16 protein-coding genes are annotated in these 18005 nt (G+C 70.4%); 11 read left to right on the forward strand and 5 right to left on the reverse strand.

Going from position 1 to position 18005, the window contains the following annotated elements; all coding sequences use genetic code 11:
• The first annotated feature begins 176 nt into the window (after window positions 1-176).
• From ACTWOL_RS15840 to ACTWOL_RS15860, 5 genes are all read left to right on the forward strand, one after another.
• Window positions 177-1679 carry a potassium/proton antiporter gene (locus ACTWOL_RS15840; RefSeq protein ID WP_474301175.1) on the forward strand — a complete coding sequence of 501 codons (1503 nt, stop codon included), beginning with the start codon at window positions 177-179 and terminating at the stop codon, window positions 1677-1679.
• A 460-nt stretch (window positions 1680-2139) separates the two neighbouring features.
• Window positions 2140-3414, forward strand: coding sequence for an MFS transporter (locus ACTWOL_RS15845; RefSeq protein WP_474297350.1), 1275 nt, complete (start codon window positions 2140-2142; stop codon window positions 3412-3414).
• A 68-nt stretch (window positions 3415-3482) separates the two neighbouring features.
• Window positions 3483-3821, forward strand: a complete 339-nt coding sequence (locus tag ACTWOL_RS15850; RefSeq protein WP_474297351.1) for an FmdB family zinc ribbon protein — start codon at window positions 3483-3485, stop codon at window positions 3819-3821.
• Between the two features lie 205 nt (window positions 3822-4026).
• Window positions 4027-4923, forward strand: coding sequence for an S-methyl-5'-thioadenosine phosphorylase (locus tag ACTWOL_RS15855; protein WP_474297353.1), 897 nt, complete (start codon window positions 4027-4029; stop codon window positions 4921-4923).
• 635 nt (window positions 4924-5558) lie between these two features.
• Window positions 5559-5906 carry a hypothetical protein gene (locus ACTWOL_RS15860; protein ID WP_474297354.1) on the forward strand — a complete coding sequence of 116 codons (348 nt, stop codon included), beginning with the start codon at window positions 5559-5561 and terminating at the stop codon, window positions 5904-5906.
• Window positions 5907-5945: 39 nt separating this feature from the next.
• On the opposite strand, the gene ACTWOL_RS15865 is transcribed toward ACTWOL_RS15860, so the two are convergent.
• On the reverse strand, window positions 5946-6158 hold the full coding sequence (locus ACTWOL_RS15865) for a hypothetical protein (RefSeq protein ID WP_474297355.1): 213 nt from the start codon (window positions 6156-6158) through the stop codon (window positions 5946-5948).
• 207 nt (window positions 6159-6365) lie between these two features.
• Here ACTWOL_RS15865 and ACTWOL_RS15870 point away from each other — a divergent pair, with 207 nt between their 5' ends.
• From ACTWOL_RS15870 to ACTWOL_RS15880, 3 genes are all read left to right on the forward strand, one after another.
• Window positions 6366-7592 carry a low temperature requirement protein A gene (locus ACTWOL_RS15870; RefSeq protein WP_474297356.1) on the forward strand — a complete coding sequence of 409 codons (1227 nt, stop codon included), beginning with the start codon at window positions 6366-6368 and terminating at the stop codon, window positions 7590-7592.
• A 204-nt stretch (window positions 7593-7796) separates the two neighbouring features.
• Window positions 7797-8885 carry a P1 family peptidase gene (locus ACTWOL_RS15875; RefSeq protein WP_474297357.1) on the forward strand — a complete coding sequence of 363 codons (1089 nt, stop codon included), beginning with the start codon at window positions 7797-7799 and terminating at the stop codon, window positions 8883-8885.
• Window positions 8886-9079: 194 nt separating this feature from the next.
• Window positions 9080-9892: a DUF6227 family protein gene (locus ACTWOL_RS15880; RefSeq protein WP_474297358.1), complete on the forward strand. Its 813-nt coding sequence runs from the start codon at window positions 9080-9082 to the stop codon at window positions 9890-9892.
• Between the two features lie 186 nt (window positions 9893-10078).
• Here the strand turns inward: ACTWOL_RS15880 and ACTWOL_RS15885 are convergent, their stop codons facing one another.
• A complete protein-coding gene (locus ACTWOL_RS15885) occupies window positions 10079-11734 on the reverse strand; it encodes an MFS transporter (protein WP_474297359.1) in 1656 nt (551 codons plus the stop codon).
• 62 nt (window positions 11735-11796) lie between these two features.
• Between ACTWOL_RS15885 and ACTWOL_RS15890 the strand changes: the two genes are divergently transcribed.
• Window positions 11797-12759, forward strand: a complete 963-nt coding sequence (locus tag ACTWOL_RS15890) for a helix-turn-helix transcriptional regulator (RefSeq protein WP_474297360.1) — start codon at window positions 11797-11799, stop codon at window positions 12757-12759.
• Between the two features lie 215 nt (window positions 12760-12974).
• Here the strand turns inward: ACTWOL_RS15890 and ACTWOL_RS15895 are convergent, their stop codons facing one another.
• Entirely contained in the window at window positions 12975-13976 is a 1002-nt protein-coding gene (locus tag ACTWOL_RS15895) for a sigma-70 family RNA polymerase sigma factor (protein ID WP_474297361.1), read from the reverse strand.
• Between the two features lie 176 nt (window positions 13977-14152).
• On the opposite strand from ACTWOL_RS15895, the gene ACTWOL_RS15900 reads away from it, so the two are divergent.
• Window positions 14153-14278 carry a hypothetical protein gene (locus tag ACTWOL_RS15900; protein WP_474297362.1) on the forward strand — a complete coding sequence of 42 codons (126 nt, stop codon included), beginning with the start codon at window positions 14153-14155 and terminating at the stop codon, window positions 14276-14278.
• Between the two features lie 140 nt (window positions 14279-14418).
• On the opposite strand, the gene ACTWOL_RS15905 is transcribed toward ACTWOL_RS15900, so the two are convergent.
• Window positions 14419-15342 (reverse strand): dioxygenase family protein, encoded by a 924-nt coding sequence (locus ACTWOL_RS15905; RefSeq protein WP_474301176.1) that lies wholly within the window; start codon window positions 15340-15342, stop codon window positions 14419-14421.
• Window positions 15343-15450: 108 nt separating this feature from the next.
• Between ACTWOL_RS15905 and ACTWOL_RS15910 the strand changes: the two genes are divergently transcribed.
• On the forward strand, window positions 15451-15957 hold the full coding sequence (locus ACTWOL_RS15910) for a MarR family winged helix-turn-helix transcriptional regulator (protein WP_474297363.1): 507 nt from the start codon (window positions 15451-15453) through the stop codon (window positions 15955-15957).
• 240 nt (window positions 15958-16197) lie between these two features.
• On the opposite strand, the gene ACTWOL_RS15915 is transcribed toward ACTWOL_RS15910, so the two are convergent.
• Entirely contained in the window at window positions 16198-17721 is a 1524-nt protein-coding gene (locus tag ACTWOL_RS15915) for an MFS transporter (protein WP_474297364.1), read from the reverse strand.
• Window positions 17722-18005 lie beyond the last annotated feature (284 nt).

Raw genomic sequence — 18005 nt, forward strand, 5'->3', positions numbered from 1 at the left:
GCCATATCGATATCGCCACCTGATCCTCGCCGATCCAGATCCTGATCCTCATCGATCCAGATCTCTCGAACTGGCGATCCAGCGCGTCAAGAAAGCGTTAACGATTAGGTAAGGTAACGAAGTGTCGGACCGGACGGACGACCCCGTCCGGCCTGCGCGAGGGGAAGGAACGGCCACTGACTGTCCACCAGCTCAACGAACTCCTGCTCATCTGCTCGCTCGTCCTGCTCATCGCCGTCGCGGCCGTGCGCGTCTCGTCCCGGAGCGGGCTGCCGAGCCTGCTCCTTTACCTGGGCATCGGGATCGCCATAGGGCAGGACGGCATCTTCCATGTCAAGTTCGACAACGCCGAACTGACACAGGTGATGGGCTACGCCGCGCTCGTGGTGATCCTGGCCGAGGGTGGCCTGGGCACCAAGTGGAAGGAGATCAGACCGGCACTGCCCGCGGCGGTCTCGCTGTCGCTGGTCGGCGTGGCGGTGAGCGTGGGCGTCACCGCGGCCGGAGCGCACTACCTGGTGGGCCTTGACTGGCGTCCGGCACTCATCATCGGCGCGGTCGTCTCGTCGACGGACGCCGCGGCGGTCTTCTCCGTGCTGCGCAGGGTCCCGCTGCCGTCCCGCGTCGCGGGCGTGCTGGAAGCGGAGTCGGGCTTCAACGACGCCCCAGTGGTCATCCTCGTCGTCGCCTTCTCGTCGGCCGGTCCCGTGGACGAGTGGTATCACCTGGTCGGCGAGATCGCCCTGGAGCTGGCCATCGGTGCCGCCATCGGCCTCGCCATGGGCTTCCTGGGCGCCTACGCCCTGCGCCATGTGGCGCTGCCCGCCTCCGGCCTCTACCCGATCGCCGTCATGGCGATCGCCGTGACGGCTTACGCGGCGGGCGCCATCGCCCACGGCAGCGGCTTCCTCGCCGTCTATCTGGCGTCGATGGTCCTCGGGAACTCCAAGCTGCCGCACTGGCCCGCCACCCGGGGCTTCGCCGAGGGACTCGGCTGGATCGCCCAGATCGGGATGTTCGTCCTGCTCGGTCTGCTCGTAACACCGCACGAGCTGTTGCACGACTTCTGGACGGCCGTCGTCATCGGGCTGGTGCTGACGATGGTGGCGCGCCCCCTGTCCGTCGTCCTCAGCCTGCTGCCGTTCAAGATGCCCTGGCAGGAGAAGGCACTGATGTCCTGGGCAGGGCTGCGCGGAGCGGTCCCCATCATCCTGGCGACGATCCCGATGGTCTACGAGATCGAGTACAGCCGGCGGATCTTCAACATCGTCTTCGTCCTCGTGGTCGTCTACACCCTCGTGCAGGGCCCGACCCTGCCCTGGCTGGCCAAGGCACTGAGGCTCGGTGACACCGGCGAGGCGGCGGACCTGGGCATCGAGTCGGCACCTCTGGAGCGGCTGCGCGGACATCTGCTGTCGGTGGCCATCCCGGCGAAGTCCCGGATGCACGGTGTGGAGGTCGCCGAGCTCCGGCTGCCCGCGGGGGCCGCCGTGACCCTCGTGGTGCGTGAGGGCAAGAGCTTCGTGCCGCTCCCTTCGACCGTGCTGCGGCGCGGGGACGAACTGCTGGTGGTGGCGACGGATCCGGTGCGGGACGCGGCCGAGGCGCGGCTGCGGGCCGTGGGGCAGGGCGGAAAGCTGGCGGGGTGGCTGGGCACCGGGAGGAAGAACTCCGGTTAGGTCGCGTCCGGGTTGGGACGCGTCCGGGTCAGGTCTTGTCTGGGTCTTGTCTGGGTCTCGTCTCGGTTGGGTCGCGTCCGGGTCAGGTCTTGTCTGGGTTGGGTCCGGTCCGGGCTGTGTCTGTTTGGCTCGAGTCGGGTCCGGGTGATCTTCAGTCGGTGCCGGCGCGTCGGCACCGCACGGAAGGAGACGCGGATGCCCGGGAGGACGCTCCGCCCAATCGCAGGCAGGAATCGCAGAGGGTCACCCATTTCACAGGAGGGCCCCTCCCCACTGCCTGTACCATGAAGGCACACTGAACGACCAACTCTGCCTGACGCAGAGCTGGCGCGACCGTATGGCGGCCGAGTCTTCCCCCTCTCGTGGGCACCGGTATCTACCGCAGTTACGCGCAAGAGGACAGCTCTCGGCTGCTCCCGGCACCCCGGGACGCGCTACCAGGCGGCAGAAAGGCAAGGCCGTGGAGTCCACGGTCGCTCCCGGCAAGCGCCCGGGCTACGGGCAGCTGCTCCGCACCCCTGGTGCCTGGACATTCCTGCTCCCCGGGTTCGCCGCCCGGCAACCGTTCGCCATGCTCACGATCAGCATCGTGCTGCTGGTCCGGCACACCACCGGTTCGTTCGGCAGCGCGGGTGCCGTCGCCGCCGTCACCGGTGTCTCCATGGCGCTCTTCGCTCCCCAGAACGGCAAACTGGCCGACCGCTTCGGCCAGCGCGCCGTACTGCTGCCCGGCGTGCTGGTGCACTCCGCGTCCGCCGCGGGCCTGACGGCGCTCGCGCTCGGTCACGCGCCCCTGTGGGCGCTGTTCGCGGCCGCCGTTCCCACCGGCGCCTCGGTCCCGCAGGTCAGCCCGATGGTGCGGGCCCGCTGGGCGGCGAGGCTCGGGGGCTCACCTCTGATGCCGACCGCGGCGGCGTTCGAGTCCGTCACGGATGAGTTCACCTTCGTGGTCGGACCTGTGCTGGCCACCGCACTGTGCACGGGTGTCCACCCGGCCGCCGGTCTGGTCGCCGAGGCCGGGCTCACGCTGGCCGGCGGTCTGCTGTTCGCGGCCCAACGCCGCACCCAGCCGCCCTTCGGCCGCCCTTCGGCGGACGAGCCGATGGCTCACACTTCGGCGCTGTCCGTGCCGGGAGTGCGGGTCCTTGCCGTGGCGTTCCTGGGGATCGGCGCGGTCTTCGGCGGTATGCAGGTCGCACTCACCGCGTTCTCCCAGGAGATCGCACAGCCGGGGATGAACGGCCTGCTCTACGGGATGTTCGCGGCCGGCAACATGCTGGCCGGTCTCGCCGTGGGCGCCATCGCCTGGAAGTCCGGCCCGCGGCGGCGGCTGGTCGTCGGCTACGCGGCCCTGACGGCCGTGACGTCCGTGCTGTGGGCCGCGCACTCCGTGCTCCTGCTCGGCGCGCTCGGCCTGGTCGTGGGCCTGTGCATCGCTCCCGCGCTGATCGCCGGCTTCACGCTGGTCGAGCCGCTCGTACCGGCGTCCGCCCGCACCGAGGCCTTCACCTGGCTGACCGGTGCCGTGGCCCTGGGCCAGGCGGCCGCGGTGACGGTGGCGGGGCGGCTGGCGGACGCCGTCGGCTCGAGCGCCGCGTTCCTGGTGCCGCTGGGGGGCACCGCACTGGCGCTGATCACCCTGGTGGCACTGCGGTCACGCCTGGTGCCGCAGCCGCATCACAGCCGGACCGTCGCACGTGGCGTCGGTCACCGCGTGCCCGTGGCGGTGGACTGATCCGACGGAATACGTCACTATGGACCGTCGTTAGCACTCATCGAGTGAGAGTGCCAGGAGGAAGACAAGTGCCGACCTACCAGTACCAGTGCACCGAGTGCGGCGAGGGCCTCGAGGCGGTGCAGAAGTTCACCGACGACGCACTGACGGAGTGCCCGAACTGCCACGGCCGCCTCAAGAAGGTGTTCTCGGCTGTCGGCATCGTCTTCAAGGGCTCCGGCTTCTACCGCAACGACAGTCGCGGTTCGTCGTCGAGCAGCTCGCCCGCTTCAGGATCGTCGTCGGCGTCGGCCGCGAAGCCGTCGGCTTCGTCTTCGTCGTCCTCTGACTCCAAGCCGGCCGCGTCGGGCACCTCCGGCAGCGGCTCCAGCGGCTCGGCCTCGTCGAGCGGTTCGTCGGCCGCGTGACGACCGGCGTGCGCGTTCCGCCTCCCAGGGCTTTGCGCTCGGGCGTTTCAGGCGTCCCAGGTCCTGGCTGTTCCGGTACCGGCACTCGCTGAAGGCCCTCACCGCAGGGCCCACACCGTCATCGCCGAAGGCCCCACCGTCGTCAAGAAGCTCTTGGCCGACAGTGGGGTCTTCGCGTGTTACCCGCGCGGCTACTGTGATCGCCATGTCCAACGCAGAGAGCACGACGCGAACGAGCACTCGAGAAGAGAACCCGCACCACGAGGCGACACCGCGAGCCGAGATCGGTGTGATCGGCGGCTCGGGCTTCTACTCGTTCCTGGAGAACGTGACCGAGGTCGAGGTGCCCACCCCCTATGGCAGCCCGAGCGACTCGCTGTTCTTCGGTGAGATCGCGGGACGCCGTGTCGCCTTCCTCCCTCGGCACGGACGCGGCCACCATCTGCCGCCGAACCGCATCAACTACCGGGCCAACCTGTGGGCTCTGCGATCGGTCGGCGTCCGCCAGGTGCTGGCGCCGTGCGCCGTGGGCGGCCTGCGGGCCGAGTACGGACCCGGGACGCTCCTCGTTCCCGACCAGCTGGTGGACCGGACGAAGGCACGTGTGGACTCGTTCTACGACGGGGAGCCGCTGGCCGGAGGTGCGGTGCCGAAGGTGGTCCATGTGTCGCTGGCCGACCCGTACTGCCCCGCGGGGCGCGCGACCGCCCTGGCGGCGGCACGCGGGCGCGACTGGGAGCCCGTCGACGGCGGGACGCTCGTGGTGGTCGAGGGGCCGCGCTTCGGGACGCGTGCGGAGTCGCGCTGGCACGCGGCGATGGGCTGGTCCGTGGTCGGCATGACCGGGCATCCCGAGTCGGCGCTCGCCCGTGAGCTGGAGCTCTGCTACACGTCGATGGCCCTGGTGACGGATCTCGACGCGGGGGCCGAGACAGGCGAGGGGGTCTCGCACGGGGAAGTGATGAAGTTCTTCGCCGCGAACGTGGACCGGCTGCGGGGTGTCGTCTTCGACGCGGTGGCCGGACTCCAGCCGACCGACGGCCGAGCCTGCCTGTGCACGAAGGCGCTGAGCGGCCTGGACACCGGGATAGCGCTGCCCTGATCACCCTCAGGGGTGAGCGAGTTGTCCACAACGCGGGGCTGGTCCACAGGGCCGGGCGGCCCGGCGGAGAAGCGTGGATCGTGAGGTGCGTGCGGAACGGCTCCGCACGTACCTCACGAAGGGCGGTCACGACGATGTCGCTGCCTTCTTCCTCTTCTTCCACCCCTTCGTCCATCCCTTCCTCCACGCCTTCCTCCAACCCGTGGCAGGGCGTGTCCCGGACACCTGCGCAGGCGTCACAGGCGCGGGCTCAGCTTCAGGCACGGGCTCAGGTACAGGCGCAGGTACGGGCTCAGGCGCGGGCGCAGGCTCAGGCGCCGCCCGGCTGGGGCGGGGCGCCGACCGCGTACGGGACGCCGACCGTGTACGGGACGCCGGGGTCATCGGGGTCGCCACACGGGCACGCACCGCCGGGCGGCTGCGGCTCGCCGGTCCGGGGCGGGCCGGACACGGTGGACCTGCCGCCCGCATCCGTCCCGGAGCCGCTCGGGGTCCCGCAGTTCGCCCCGCTCGATGTGCGGGCCGGATGGCAACGTCCGCGGCTGCGGAGGGCGATACGGCGGAGACGGCACTCTCTGGCCGCCGGGCTGGCAGTCACGGCGGCCGCCCTGGCCGCATGGGGACCGGGTAGGCCCGTGGGCTCGGAGCCGGCGCAAGCCGATGTGCCCCTGCGACAGCACCGGCCACCACCCACGAAGGTCGTCTCCGCGCCGGTACGCATCGCGGACGCCGAAACCGTCCGTCTGCTGCGGCCCGGAGACCGGGTCGATGTGATCGCCTCGGCCGGCTCCGCGGTCTCCCGAGGAGACGAAGCGGGCGATGCCCACGTCATCGCCGCCGGTGCCCGGGTGATCAGGGTCCCGCGACCCTACGGGGTGCTCCCGGAGGGCGGGGCACTCGTGGTCCTCTCGGTCCCACGCCCCGTCGCCGCGGCACTGGCGGGCGCGAGCACGACATCCCGTCTCGCGGTGACCCTGTGCTGAAGGAAAGCCGCCCCCTCGCCGCCGGGTCAGCGCCGGCGCTCAGAGGTGGTGCGGAGGCTTCTCATCGAGAAAGCGGGCGAGGTCCGCTGCGCTGTCACCGCCCGCCGCCGGCGGACGTTCGCCCCACCCGCGGTCCGTGTCGTCCGAGGACTGCCGGTCCAGCGGATCGTCGAAGATCAGCGCAGGCGTGGGAACAGGCCGCGGCCGCTGCTCCTCCGCCTGGCCCGGTTCTGGGGTGGGGGCTGTGCTCATACGCCCAGAATAGGCCGGAGCCGACGCCCGGCATGACCATGACCATGACCATGGCTCTGCTCACGATCACGATCACGCGGGTCAGAGCGAGGACGAGGGCGAAGGCGCGCTGTGCCTACACCGCCGCAGCCGGGGCGTCCGACAGCGCCGGCCTCGTGTGCGCGTTGTGCGAGGTGCGAACGAAGCCCGTTCTGCTGTGCTGGACGTATGACGTCCACACCCGCATCAGCCGCAGCCGACCGGTCCAGGCCCGTGCGCCGTATGCACGCCCGCCGCCGGGACGAGGCGCACCGCGCCGCGACTCCGCTGGAGCTCTTCTTCGACCTCTGCTTCGTGGTCGCCGTCGGACAGGCCGGGATCCAGCTGGTGCACGCCCTCGCCGAGGGACATGCCGCCGAGGGCGTCGTCGGCTACCTGTTCGTCTTCTTCGGCGTGTGGTGGGCCTGGATGAACTTCACCTGGTTCGCGTCCGCCTACGACTGCGACGACGTCCCCTACCGGATCGCGACTCTGGTACAGATCTGCGGAGTACTGATCTACGCGGCCGGCGTCCCGCGCGCGTTCACCGACAACAACTGGGCCATCGCCGTCATGGGCTATGTCGTCATGCGGATCGCGCTGACCGCGCAGTGGCTTCGGGCAGCGTGGTCCGAACCCTCCGGGCCGGCCCGGAGGACCGCACTGATCTACGCCACCGGAGTGGTGGTCTGCCAGGTTGTCTGGATCGCTCTGCTGGTCGCACCAGAGGGGGCCAAGCGCTGGTTGTTCCTGGTCGCGGCGGCGTGCGAGCTGCTGGTACCGGTGTTCGCGGAGCGGGGCCATCAGACGCCCTGGCATCCACACCACATCGCGGAGCGCTACGGCCTGTTCACCATCATCGTGCTGGGCGAGACGATGTTCGCGGCCACGATCGGTGTCCAGTCCGTCCTGGGCGAGATCAAGGAGATCGGCGAGCTGGTGCCGATCGCTACAGGCGGCATCCTCATCATCTTCTCGGCCTGGTGGATCTACTTCTCGGTGCCCGCGCACGAGCGGCTGAAGGGCAACCGCGAAGCCATCCCCTGGGGTTACGGGCACTTCCTGATCTTCGCTTCGGCCGCCGCGATCGGGGCGGGCCTGGAGGTGGCGGTGGAGCAGTCCGTGGACAAGGCGCATATCTCGACGTTCGCGGCCGCTGCCGCCGTGACCGTACCGACCGCACTGTTCCTGCTGACGGTCTGGTATCTGCACGCCCGGCACTTCAAGAGGACGAGGGTGCAGCAGCTCCTGCTTCCGGTGGCGGTGCCGGTGACCCTCGCCTGCACCTTCGCCGGGCACTGGGCCGTGCTCGCCGCCGGTCTCGTCGCGTCGGCCACGGTCGCCGTCGGGGTCATCCTGGCGAGCCGGTACCCGGAGAGGTCGCAGGCCCCCGATATCCCGGACCTGGCCATCTGACCACGCCACGCCGGGAGGGCCGGTGCGACGGGGTCCCGTGCCGCCGCCACCGGACCCGGGTCACCCGGGCCGCCCCAGGCTTCCCACGCCAACACGCCAACAGGGCGGCAGGAGAGCGGTGCCGGCGGCAGGCGGACCGCGGCAACCGGACAAGCGATGCCGACGGCCCGGCAGTTGCGCCGACCGGCGTGATACCCAGAAGCCATGGCACTCAACGACGCACTGACCGATGTGCCCGGCCTGCGGGTCGGACACGCCCGCCTCCCCGGGCCGGGTGCGCTCAGCGGCACCACGGTGGTCCTCGCGCCCGAGGGCGGCGCGATCGCCGCCGTCGACGTACGCGGCGGCGGGCCGGGCACACGGGAGACCGACGCACTCGACCCGCGCAATCTCGTGCAGCGCATCGACGCGGTCGTGCTGACCGGGGGCAGCGCCTACGGGCTGGACGCCGCGTCCGGTGTCATGGCCTGGCTGGAGGAGCAGGGCCGGGGCGTCCCGGCCGGCCGTGAACCGGGCCAGGTGGTGCCGGTCGTCCCCGCCGCCTGCGTATACGACCTGGGCCGCGGTGGTGACTGGCGGGCCAGGCCCGGCGCGGCGACCGGGCGTGCGGCAGTGGAGGCCGCGGCGCTCACCGAGCCGGGCGCACCCGTCGAGGAGGGGTGTGTCGGCGCCGGCACGGGCGCGGTCGTGGGGCGCGTCAAGGGCGGCGTCGGCACGGCGAGCACCCAACTGCCCGACGGGACAACCGTCGCCGCGCTGGTCGTCGTCAACGCCGTGGGCTCGGCGGTCGATCCGGATACCGGAGCCCTCTACGGGCAGTACTTCACCGGTGAGCGGCCCGTGTTTCCCTCCCCCGAGGTCCACGCGGCGGCCCTGCACCGGCTCGCCCAGGCCGCGGACGCCATCGGTGCCCCACCGCTGAACACCACGCTCGCCGTGGTCGCCACGGACGCCGAACTGAGCCGCGCCCAGGCGCAGAAGCTCGCGGGCACGGCACACGACGGCATCGCGCGCGCCGTGCGTCCGGTCCATCTGCTCAACGACGGCGACACGGTGTTCGCGCTGGCGACCGGTACGCGCCCGCTCGACACCTCCACACCGCTCGCCCTCAACCCCGTGCTCTCGGCGGGCGCGGACGTCGTGACACGGGCGATCGTCCGGGCCATGCGGGCGGCCTGTACGGTGACCGGTCCCGGCGGTGAATTCCCTTGCTACCAGGACCTGTACGGCACAGGAAGCGGAGACGGAAGCGGAACCGGTCCGAGCACGGAAGCCGGCGGCGCCACCGGGTGACACGCACGACATTCCGCCACAGCGGACACCCCCGCCTCACGGGGAAGTCGCGGAGAGCGCACGGGAGCGCACGGAAACTTTGCGTCGCGCCCCGTTCGTTTTCCCGAACCCGGGACGAGATGTCGGACCCAGGGACTACGTTAAGCAGTCACCAAGTGACGTGTGGCAACGGCCTGGAGATCCGGAGATCCACCTTGAACGATCCGTACGAGACAACCGAGACGCACCTCGAGCGGCTCCTGGGTCGGGCACTCAACTCCTTCGACCTTCCCGACACCACGGTCGACCGGCTCGAATCCGCGCTGGCTCACACCAGTTCGCTCCACTCCTCGCTGCACAGCGCGGCGCTGCACCGGACGACCTTTAGACATACGTATCTGCTGGCCGACGGTTCCTCCGTCACGCTCTGGGAGTTGGTGCACAACAGCGGCCGGGACGGTGTCGACCAGCACGAGGTGTATCTGGAGGAGTCGGAGGCCCGGCTCGCCGAATCGCGGGTGAGGGGCTCGGCTGCGGGTCGGCCCGTCGGCGTGGACACCACGGACGGGACGGTCGGCGCGGTCGGGACCGATCGTGTCGAGGAAACCGACGGCACGGACGACGTGGTGGACGATCTGGACGCCGATCTGGAACTGCTCGGTCAGCTGCTGGCCCCGCCTGCGGCCGCTCCCGTGCGCACCTACGAACCGGACGACTCCCCCGACCATGCCCGCCGTTTACTGCGCCGCGCCGAGAACGCCGACCGGCCGGGCGATGAGACGGTGCGGCTGCTGCGTTCGGCCTTCGCGCACCACATCAGCCAGGCGTTCGGCCGCCAGTGCTTCATAGGTGGCAGGGACTCGGGTTGCACCCTTTACGAGCATGCGTTCCTGCTGCTCGACGGCACCGAGATCAGCCTGTGGGAGGTCGAGCACACCGCGACCCCCGACGGCCGCCATATGTGCGAGGTCTACACCGACGAGCGCACGGCACGCGGTGCGATGGAGCTCCGCGCCCGGGTGCGCTGACCGCGCGGGGGCCCGGCTCGCGCACGGTCCGGGCCCCCGCCCACGGCTCTTGGCTCCCGCCCCGGCTCCTGCGTGCTGCCAGCAGGCACCTGTTCCGGCGGGGTCATCGGCCAGGACCCACGGATACCGACGGACACGGGGCCCGGCGCCGGGGGAAATCCCCGGCACCGGGCCCCGTCCCGCGGCTCACTTGCCGAGCGCCGCCGGCTCCCGCTCCGGCAGGCGCTGCTCCGGGAGCCCGCCGTCACCCTCGTCCTCGCCTGCGCCCGCAGCCGCGCCGCCTTCCAGGTGCTGCTTCGGGCGCGCCGGCAGCGCGAACATCACCAGGAAGATCACTCCGAGGACTGCGGCGACCCACCACAGCGAGTGCTCGAAAGCGTTCGAGAACGCCGTGCCCACCGCGGTCGGCGACGTGAGCGGCTCGTCGTCGATCTTCCCGAAGAAGACCACCGAGACCAGCCCCAGGCCCAGCGCATTGCCCATCTGCGTCGTGGTGTTGATCAGTCCGGACGCCGAACCGGCGTGCTCGCGCGGCACATCGGACAGCACCGCGTCCGTCAGCGGCGCCACGATGAGCCCCATACCGAGCCCCATGATCATCAGCGGCGCGATCATCTGCCAGGGCTCGATCCCCGTGCCGTAGCGGTCGGCCTCCCAGATGTAGAGCATCAGCCCGGCCGTCATGGCCACCGCGCCCGCCTGCAGTACCTTCCGCCCGAATCGGGGCACCAGCTTCCCCACGGACATACCGGCCGCCAGCGACACCGCGATGGAGAACGGCACACCGGTGAGACCCGCCTTCAGAGGGCTCCAGCCGAGGCCGATCTGCATGTAGAGCGTCCAGACCAGGAAGAAGATGCCCATGACCACGCCGAAGGTCAGCTGCACCGCGACACCGGCGGCGAAGCTCTTCACCCGGAACAGCGACAGCTCGACCAGCGGCGAACCGTCCTTGCGCGTCTTCCACTTCTCGTAGAACACGAACACCGCGAACATGAACGGGCTCGCCGCCATGCACAGATGCCCCCACAGCGGCCAGTCGAGCTCACGGCCGCGCGTCAGCGGGTAGATCAGCATCAGCAGTGCCACCGTGGCGAGCACGACGCCGACCAGGTCCAGACGCAGGGCCTTCTCCGCGCGCGACTCGGTGATGAACTTCCGGCCCAGGATGATGCCCGCGATACCGACCGGGAGATTGATCAGGAAGATCGGCCGCCACTCGAGACCGAAGATATTCCACTGGGTCAGCAGTGCGCCGAGCAGCGGACCGGACACGGCCCCGAGTCCGACGATCGCGCCGAACATCCCGAAGACCTTGCCGCGTTCGTGCGCCGGGAAGGTCACATGGACGATCGCGAGCACCTGCGGCACCATCATCGCGGCCATGGCTCCCTGCAGCAGCCGCGCGCCGATCAGCATGTCGGCTCCCACCGCGAAACCGCACAGCGCGGAGGCGAGCGTGAAGCCCGAGATGCCTATGAGGAACAACCGCCTGCGGCCGAAGATGTCACCGAGACGGCCGCCCGTGATCAGACCGGCGGCGAACGCCAGCGCATACCCGGCGGTGATCCACTGGATCGCCCCGAACGACGCGTCGAGACTCCGCTCGATGCTCGGGATCGCGATATTGACGATGGTGACGTCGACCAGGTCCATGAAGGCCGCGGTCATCACGATCGCCAGGGCGATCCAGCGGCGCCGGTCCGCCGGTTGCGGAGCGGCAGCGGACGGAGCGCCGGAGGCCCGGCCGGGAACGGCGTCGGAAGGCATTGCGGGTGCGGAAGCGGGTTCGGGCACGGGGCCGGACGAGGCCGTACCGGGTACGGCGGCTTGGGAGCTCATGGGAGAAACCTAGGAGCTATATAGGTCAGACTATGTCCTAGAAGCCTGGCAATGTGGCGCATATGACAGACACACCGGCACGACTGCTGAATCTGCTCTCCCTCCTCCAGACGCCGCGCGAGTGGCCGGGCAGCGAGCTCGCCGAACGTCTGCAGGTCAGCCCGCGCACGATCCGCCGGGACATCGACAGGCTGCGTGACCTCGGCTACCCGGTCGAGGCGAGCAAGGGCGCGGTCGGCGGATACCGGCTGGTCGCAGGCGCGGCCATGCCTCCGCTGCTGCTCGACGACGAGGAGGCGGTCGCCATCGCCGTGGGTCTGCGGGCGGGTGCCGGCCATGCCATCGAGGGGGTCGACGAGGCGTCCGTACGTGCACTGGCGAAGCTGGAACAGGTGCTTCCGTCGCGGCTGCGGCACCGGGTCTCCGTACTGCAGAGCGCGATGATCCCGTTCACCCGGGGCGACGGCGCCACCGTCGACCCGCACACCCTCACCGCCATCGCCTCGACCGTCACCGGCCGGGAGCGGCTGCGCTTCGGCTACCGCGCCGGGGACGGCGCGGTCACGAAGCGGCACGTGGAGCCCTACCGGCTGATCTCCACGGGCCAGCGCTGGTATCTGGTCGCGTTCGACGTGGCGCGCGAGGACTGGCGGACGTTCCGGGTGGACCGGGTCCGCGAGCCGTTCCCGACCGGAGTGCGCTTCACGCCGCGGCCGGTGCCGGAGGGCTGGGACGCACGGTCGTACCTGGCCCACGCCATGTACCGGAACCAGCCCGAGCACGCCCTGGACGTGAGCTTCGAGGCTTCGGCGGACCATGTCGCGGCCCGGCTTCCCGGCTATCTCGGGACACCCGAGCCGACGGGCCCGGACAGCTGTCGCCTGCGGACCCGCACACAGGACTCGCTGGAGTGGCTCGCGCTGCGACTGGCCGTCGTGGATTGCGAGTTCACCGTGAACGGCCCCGCCGAGCTGTCCGTATGCCTCACCCGGCTCGGCGGCAGGCTGACCCGCGCGGGCAGCTGACGCGCCGACGCGAAGGACCCCGACACCGGGGGGGGAGGGTGCCGGGGTCCGCTCATGAGCGGGAAGGCCCAGGGGGCCCACCCGCAGTCGCTGCCGCGTCGCCGTACTGCCGTCTTCAGCTCTACCGCGTCGCCGCGTCGTCCTGCCGTATTCGCCGTTGGACGGCGCGTCGCCTTGTTGCCGGGGCAGTCGCCGGCCGGGCCGGCGCGCCCGCGCTACGCCGCCGCGTCGAAGCCCGTGTCGCGGGCCATCCGCTTGAGCTCCAGCAGCGCGTGCTTCTCGATCTGACGGATGCGCTCGCGGGTCAGCCCGTGCTCCTTGCCGACCTCGGTCAGCGTGCGCTCGCGCCCGTCCTCGATGCCGTAACGCATACGGATGATCGAAGCCGTCCGGTGGTCGAGCCTGTCGATCAGGTCGTCCAGTTCCTCGCTGCGCAGAAGCGTCAGCACGGACTGCTCCGGCGACACCGCGGACGTGTCCTCGAGCAGATCGCCGAACTGCGTCTCGCCCTCGTCGTCCACCGCCATGTTCAACGAGACCGGATCACGGGCCCAGTCGAGCACGTCCGCGACTCGCTCCGGCGTCGAGCCGAGCTCACCGGCCACCTCGGCCGGCTCCGGCTCGCGCCCGTGCTCACGGTTGAACTCCCGCTGGACACGGCGGATCCTGCCCAGCTCCTCCACCAGATGGACGGGAAGGCGGATCGTGCGGGACTGGTCGGCGATCGAACGGGTGATGGCCTGGCGGATCCACCACGTCGCGTACGTCGAGAACTTGAAGCCCTTGGTGTAGTCGAACTTCTCGACCGCTCGCACCAGACCTGCGTTGCCCTCCTGGATCAGATCCAGCAGGGGCAGTCCGCTGCGCGGATAGCGGCGGGCGACGGCCACCACCAAGCGCAGGTTCGACTTGATGAAGACGTCCTTGGCGCGTTCCCCCTCGGCTCCGAGCGCCTCGAGCTCCTCGCGTGTGGCGTCGCCCCCGTCACTCTCGACCTCGCCGTCGAGGATCTGCCTGGCGTACACACCAGCCTCGATGGTCTGGGACAGCTCGACCTCCCTGGCGGCGTCGAGCAGGGGCGTGCGCGCGATCTCGTCGAGATACATGCCGACCAGGTCGCGGTCGGCGATCTCCCCGCCCACGGCGCGAACGCTGCTTGCCCCATCAGCCCCGGTCCCAGTGGCGGACTGACGACGGGCGACGGCACGGGTTGCCATGCGTGCTCCCTTGCTGAGTAGGTCGCGACACCCTTCAGAGTGTTCCGGGTGCCCTGCATCCGAGGGAATCAACGACTGGAAACCGGACAGAATTCCCAGGCTGTGCGGGGATTTTTGTGATCTTGCAGTATCCTGCGCCCCCAACTCGAGGACCAGTGCTGCCCGAGTCCACAGAAGTGCAGGTCAGAGCTGGTGCCGAGGCTGATCTCCCGGCTCTCACCGAGCCCTCCGACCACCACGTGCGTGACACGGCCATCGCCTTCGACACCGCCACCTTCACGCCCGAGCAGCGCCACCCCTGACCGCTCTCTCACCCTGAAGGACGGCACCCACCGTCTTCTGGTTGCTCGAAACACCGACCCCGAGCGCCTCCTGGGACACGCGTCCAGCAGCACCTTCCGCCCGGCACCGCACCGCAGGCGCCACCCGCGCCGGACAGGGCTCAGCCGAACTGGACCGAGCGCTTCGCCAGCCCCATCCAGAAGCCGTCGATGACGCTGCGGCCGCTCGTCACCTCACCGCCGGCGGCGCCCAGGGCCACGAACAGCGGGGCGAAGTGCTCGGTGCGCGGATGGGCGAGCCTGCCCGCGGGAGCCTTGTGCTCGAAGTCCAGCAGCGCGTCCACATCGCCGCCGGCCAGCGCCCCCTGCCCCCAGTCGTCGAACTCCGCCGACCAGCCGGGCACGCCGCCGCCCGAGTGCCGCAGGGCGGCCAGGTTGTGGGTGAAGAAGCCGCTCCCGACGATCAGCACGCCCTCGTCGCGCAGCGGCGCCAGTTTCCGCCCGATCGCGAGAAGCCGCTGGGGGTCGAGGGTCGGCAGGGAGATCTGCAGTACGGGGATGTCGGCGCCGGGATACATCTCGACGAGCGGGACGTACGCACCGTGGTCGAGGCCGCGGTCCGCCATGTCCTGCACCGGCACGCCGGGGCCGCGCAGCAGCTTGCGTACGGAATCGGCCAGAGCGGGCGCGCCGGGAGCCTCGTACCGCACCCGGTAGTAGTGCTCGGGGAAGCCCCAGAAGTCGTAGACGAGCGGCACGGTCCGCGTCGCCCCCAGCGCGAGCGGGGCCTCCTCCCAGTGCGCGGAGACCATCAGGACCGCCTTGGGCCGCGGCAGCCCCGCCGACCAGGCGGAGAGCTGGCCGGGCCAGACGGGGTCGTCGGCGAGCGGGGGCGCACCGTGGGAGAGGTAGAGGGCCGGCATCCGTCCCGTCGCGGCGTCGGGCACACCGGCCCCAGCCGCACTCGTGCCCTTCGCGGCGCCGGGCACCCCGACCTCGGCCGCACTCGTGCCCTTCGCGGCGCCCGCAGCGTCAACAGCAGCACCGTCGGCGCTCGCGGAGTTCATGAGGCCGACAGGGTCCATCTGCGTCACGGCAGCCTCCTGGGCTAGCTTGAAGTTTCAAGTTCCTATGGACAACACCCTAAGCCCCATCTTGTTTAACTTTCAAGGACGACCTCGTAGAGTGGACACATGACCACGGCATCCAACGCGGGCGATCCCCGCTGGCTCAGCTCCGACGAGCAGCGTGTGTGGCGTTCCTATCTGCACGCGACGCGCCTTCTCGAGGACAGCCTCGACCGTCAGCTCCAGCGGGACGCCGGAATGCCGCACATCTACTACGGCCTGCTCGTCCAGCTGTCCGAGGCACCGCGCCGCCGGCTGCGGATGACCGAACTGGCCAAGGACGCCAAGATCACCAGGTCCCGTCTCTCGCATGCGATCGCCCGCATGGAGAAGCAGGGCTGGGTGCGCCGGGAGAACTGCGCGTCCGACCGCAGGGGTCAGCACGCCTGCCTCACCGACGAGGGCCACGAGGTGCTCAGGAAGGCCGCCCCCGGCCATGTCACCGCCGTACGGCAGGCGATCTTCGACCGGCTCACCCCGGACCAGGTGGACCAGCTCGGCGAGATCACCCGGATCATGACCGAGGGGCTCCAGCCCGACGGCACCGGCGCGGACCTCCCCTGGCTGCGCTGAGAATCCCCGGGCTGCGCTGCACTGTGGACCCGTACTGCACAGTGGACCTCCCCTGGTCGCGCTGCTCTGCTCTGCGCTGCGAGCCTCGCCCGGTCGCGCTGAGCACCTGCCCGCCGCGCGAAACCGCGCGCATACGACGGATCCCCGCCCCTGGCTCATCGAGCCGGGACGGGGACCCGCTCCCCTGGTTCTGTTGGTTCTGTGGCCCCTTGACGTGCCTCGGCCGACAGTCGGCCGGCCTCAGTGCGCGACGACCGGGACCAGCACCTCGTCCTCCACGCCACGGCCGGAGGCCTCCGGGTCCGTCGCATCCGGCCGGCCCGTGTTGATGAGCGTCACCGCGATCACCGAGGCGGCGACCAGGATCCCGACGGCCCACCAGATGGCACTGGCGTAGCCCTGAACCATGCCCTGCAGCTGCAGCAGCTGCTGCGCCCCGGGGTTCGTCGCGCCCGCCGCGTGCGACGTGATGTACGAGGTGGTCGCGGATGCGGCGATGGTGTTCAGCAGAGCCGTGCCGATCGCACCGCCGACCTGCTGCGAGGTGTTCACCATCGCCGAGGCGACGCCCGCGTCACGCGCCTCGACGCCGAGCGTCGACAGCGACATGGCCGGCATGAACGCCATGCCCATACCGAGGCCGAGCAGCACCTGCGCGGGCAGGATCAGCGTGGTGTAGGAGGAGCCGATCTCGAGCTGCGTCAGCAGCAGCATGCCCAAGGAGGCGAGCAGGAAGCCGGGCCCCATGAGCAGACGGGGCGCCACGCGGGTCATCAGCCGGGCGCCGATCTGCGTCGAACCCGTGATCATGCCCGCGATCATGGGGAGGAAGGCGAAGCCCGTCTTGACCGGGGAGTACCCCTTCACGACCTGCAGGTAGTAGGTGAGGAAGAGGAACAGGCCGAACATCGCGATGACGGCGAGGCCCAGGGAGAGGTAGACACCTCCGCGGTTGCGGTCGGTCAGGACGCGCAGCGGCAGCAGCGGCGAGCGGACCCTCGACTCGGTGAACACGAAGGCCGCGAGCAGCACGACCGAGGCGACGAAGAGGCCGATGGTCGTCGAGTCCGTCCAGCCGTGCGACTCGGCGCGGGTGAACCCGTAGACGAGCGCGACCAGTCCGAGCGTCGACAGGATGACGCCGGGGATGTCGAGCGGCGAACGGTTGCGGCCCCCGGACGGCTCACGGATCACGAAGTACGCGCCCGCGGCGGCGACGACGGCGAACGGGATGTTGACGTAGAAGGTCCAGCGCCAGTCCAGGTATTCGGTGAGGAAACCGCCCAGGATCAGACCGACCGCACCGCCACCGCCGGCGATCGCTCCGTAGATACCGAAGGCCTTGGCCCGCTCCTTGGCGTCGGTGAACATCACCGCGAGCAGCGAGAGCGCGGCCGGCGCGAGCAGTGCGCCGAAGGCACCCTGCAGGGCGCGTGAACCGAGCAGCATGGCCTGGCCCGTGGCCGCGCCTCCGATGGCGGAGGCTGCGGCGAAGCCGAGCAGACCGACGACGAAGGTGCGCTTACGCCCCCACAGGTCGGCGATGCGCCCCCCGAACAGCAGGAGTCCGCCGAAGGCGAGCGCGTAGGCGGTGATGACCCACTGCCGGTTGCCGTCCGAGATCCCCAGGGCCTTCTGGGCCGACGGGAGGGCGATGTTCACGATGGTCGCGTCGAGCACGACCATCAGCTGGGCGAGGGCTATGAAGACCAGCGCTCTCCAGCGGGTGGGGTCGGGAAGCTGGGTCTCGGCTGTTTTTGACATGGAGAAGGCCACCTAGGGGTGCGTGTGTGGGTGAAAGTGCGATAGCCGGCCCTGCTCGCCGGAGCGGCATCGGAGTGGATACGGGCGCGGGGTGAGGTACGGGCTGCGAAGTGAGGTACGGGTCACGGCAAACGGCGGTCGCTGGGAGCCGTCGCAGGCCGTGCCCATGACGGCTCGGGAGCGTCATGGGGGTCGGGGTCGGGTTTCAGGGGTCAAGGCCGGGGTGGCGGCCGGAGCGCGGGCACGGGGCCCTTCATGCGACGTCGCGCCACGGCTGGTTCAGG

Source organism: Micromonospora sp. IBHARD003, assembly GCF_056106285.1.

Coding starts and splice junctions, on each gene's coding strand:
- ACTWOL_RS15855 (WP_474297353.1), top strand. CDS start 4,027: ATGTCCAACGCAGAGAGCACGACGCGAACGAGCACTCGAGAAGAGAAC.
- ACTWOL_RS15865 (WP_474297355.1), bottom strand. CDS start 6,158: ATGAGCACAGCCCCCACCCCAGAACCGGGCCAGGCGGAGGAGCAGCGG.
- ACTWOL_RS15870 (WP_474297356.1), top strand. CDS start 6,366: ATGACGTCCACACCCGCATCAGCCGCAGCCGACCGGTCCAGGCCCGTG.
- ACTWOL_RS15875 (WP_474297357.1), top strand. CDS start 7,797: ATGGCACTCAACGACGCACTGACCGATGTGCCCGGCCTGCGGGTCGGA.
- ACTWOL_RS15885 (WP_474297359.1), bottom strand. CDS start 11,734: ATGAGCTCCCAAGCCGCCGTACCCGGTACGGCCTCGTCCGGCCCCGTG.
- ACTWOL_RS15890 (WP_474297360.1), top strand. CDS start 11,797: ATGACAGACACACCGGCACGACTGCTGAATCTGCTCTCCCTCCTCCAG.
- ACTWOL_RS15895 (WP_474297361.1), bottom strand. CDS start 13,976: ATGGCAACCCGTGCCGTCGCCCGTCGTCAGTCCGCCACTGGGACCGGG.
- ACTWOL_RS15905 (WP_474301176.1), bottom strand. CDS start 15,342: ATGGACCCTGTCGGCCTCATGAACTCCGCGAGCGCCGACGGTGCTGCT.
- ACTWOL_RS15910 (WP_474297363.1), top strand. CDS start 15,451: ATGACCACGGCATCCAACGCGGGCGATCCCCGCTGGCTCAGCTCCGAC.
- ACTWOL_RS15915 (WP_474297364.1), bottom strand. CDS start 17,721: ATGTCAAAAACAGCCGAGACCCAGCTTCCCGACCCCACCCGCTGGAGA.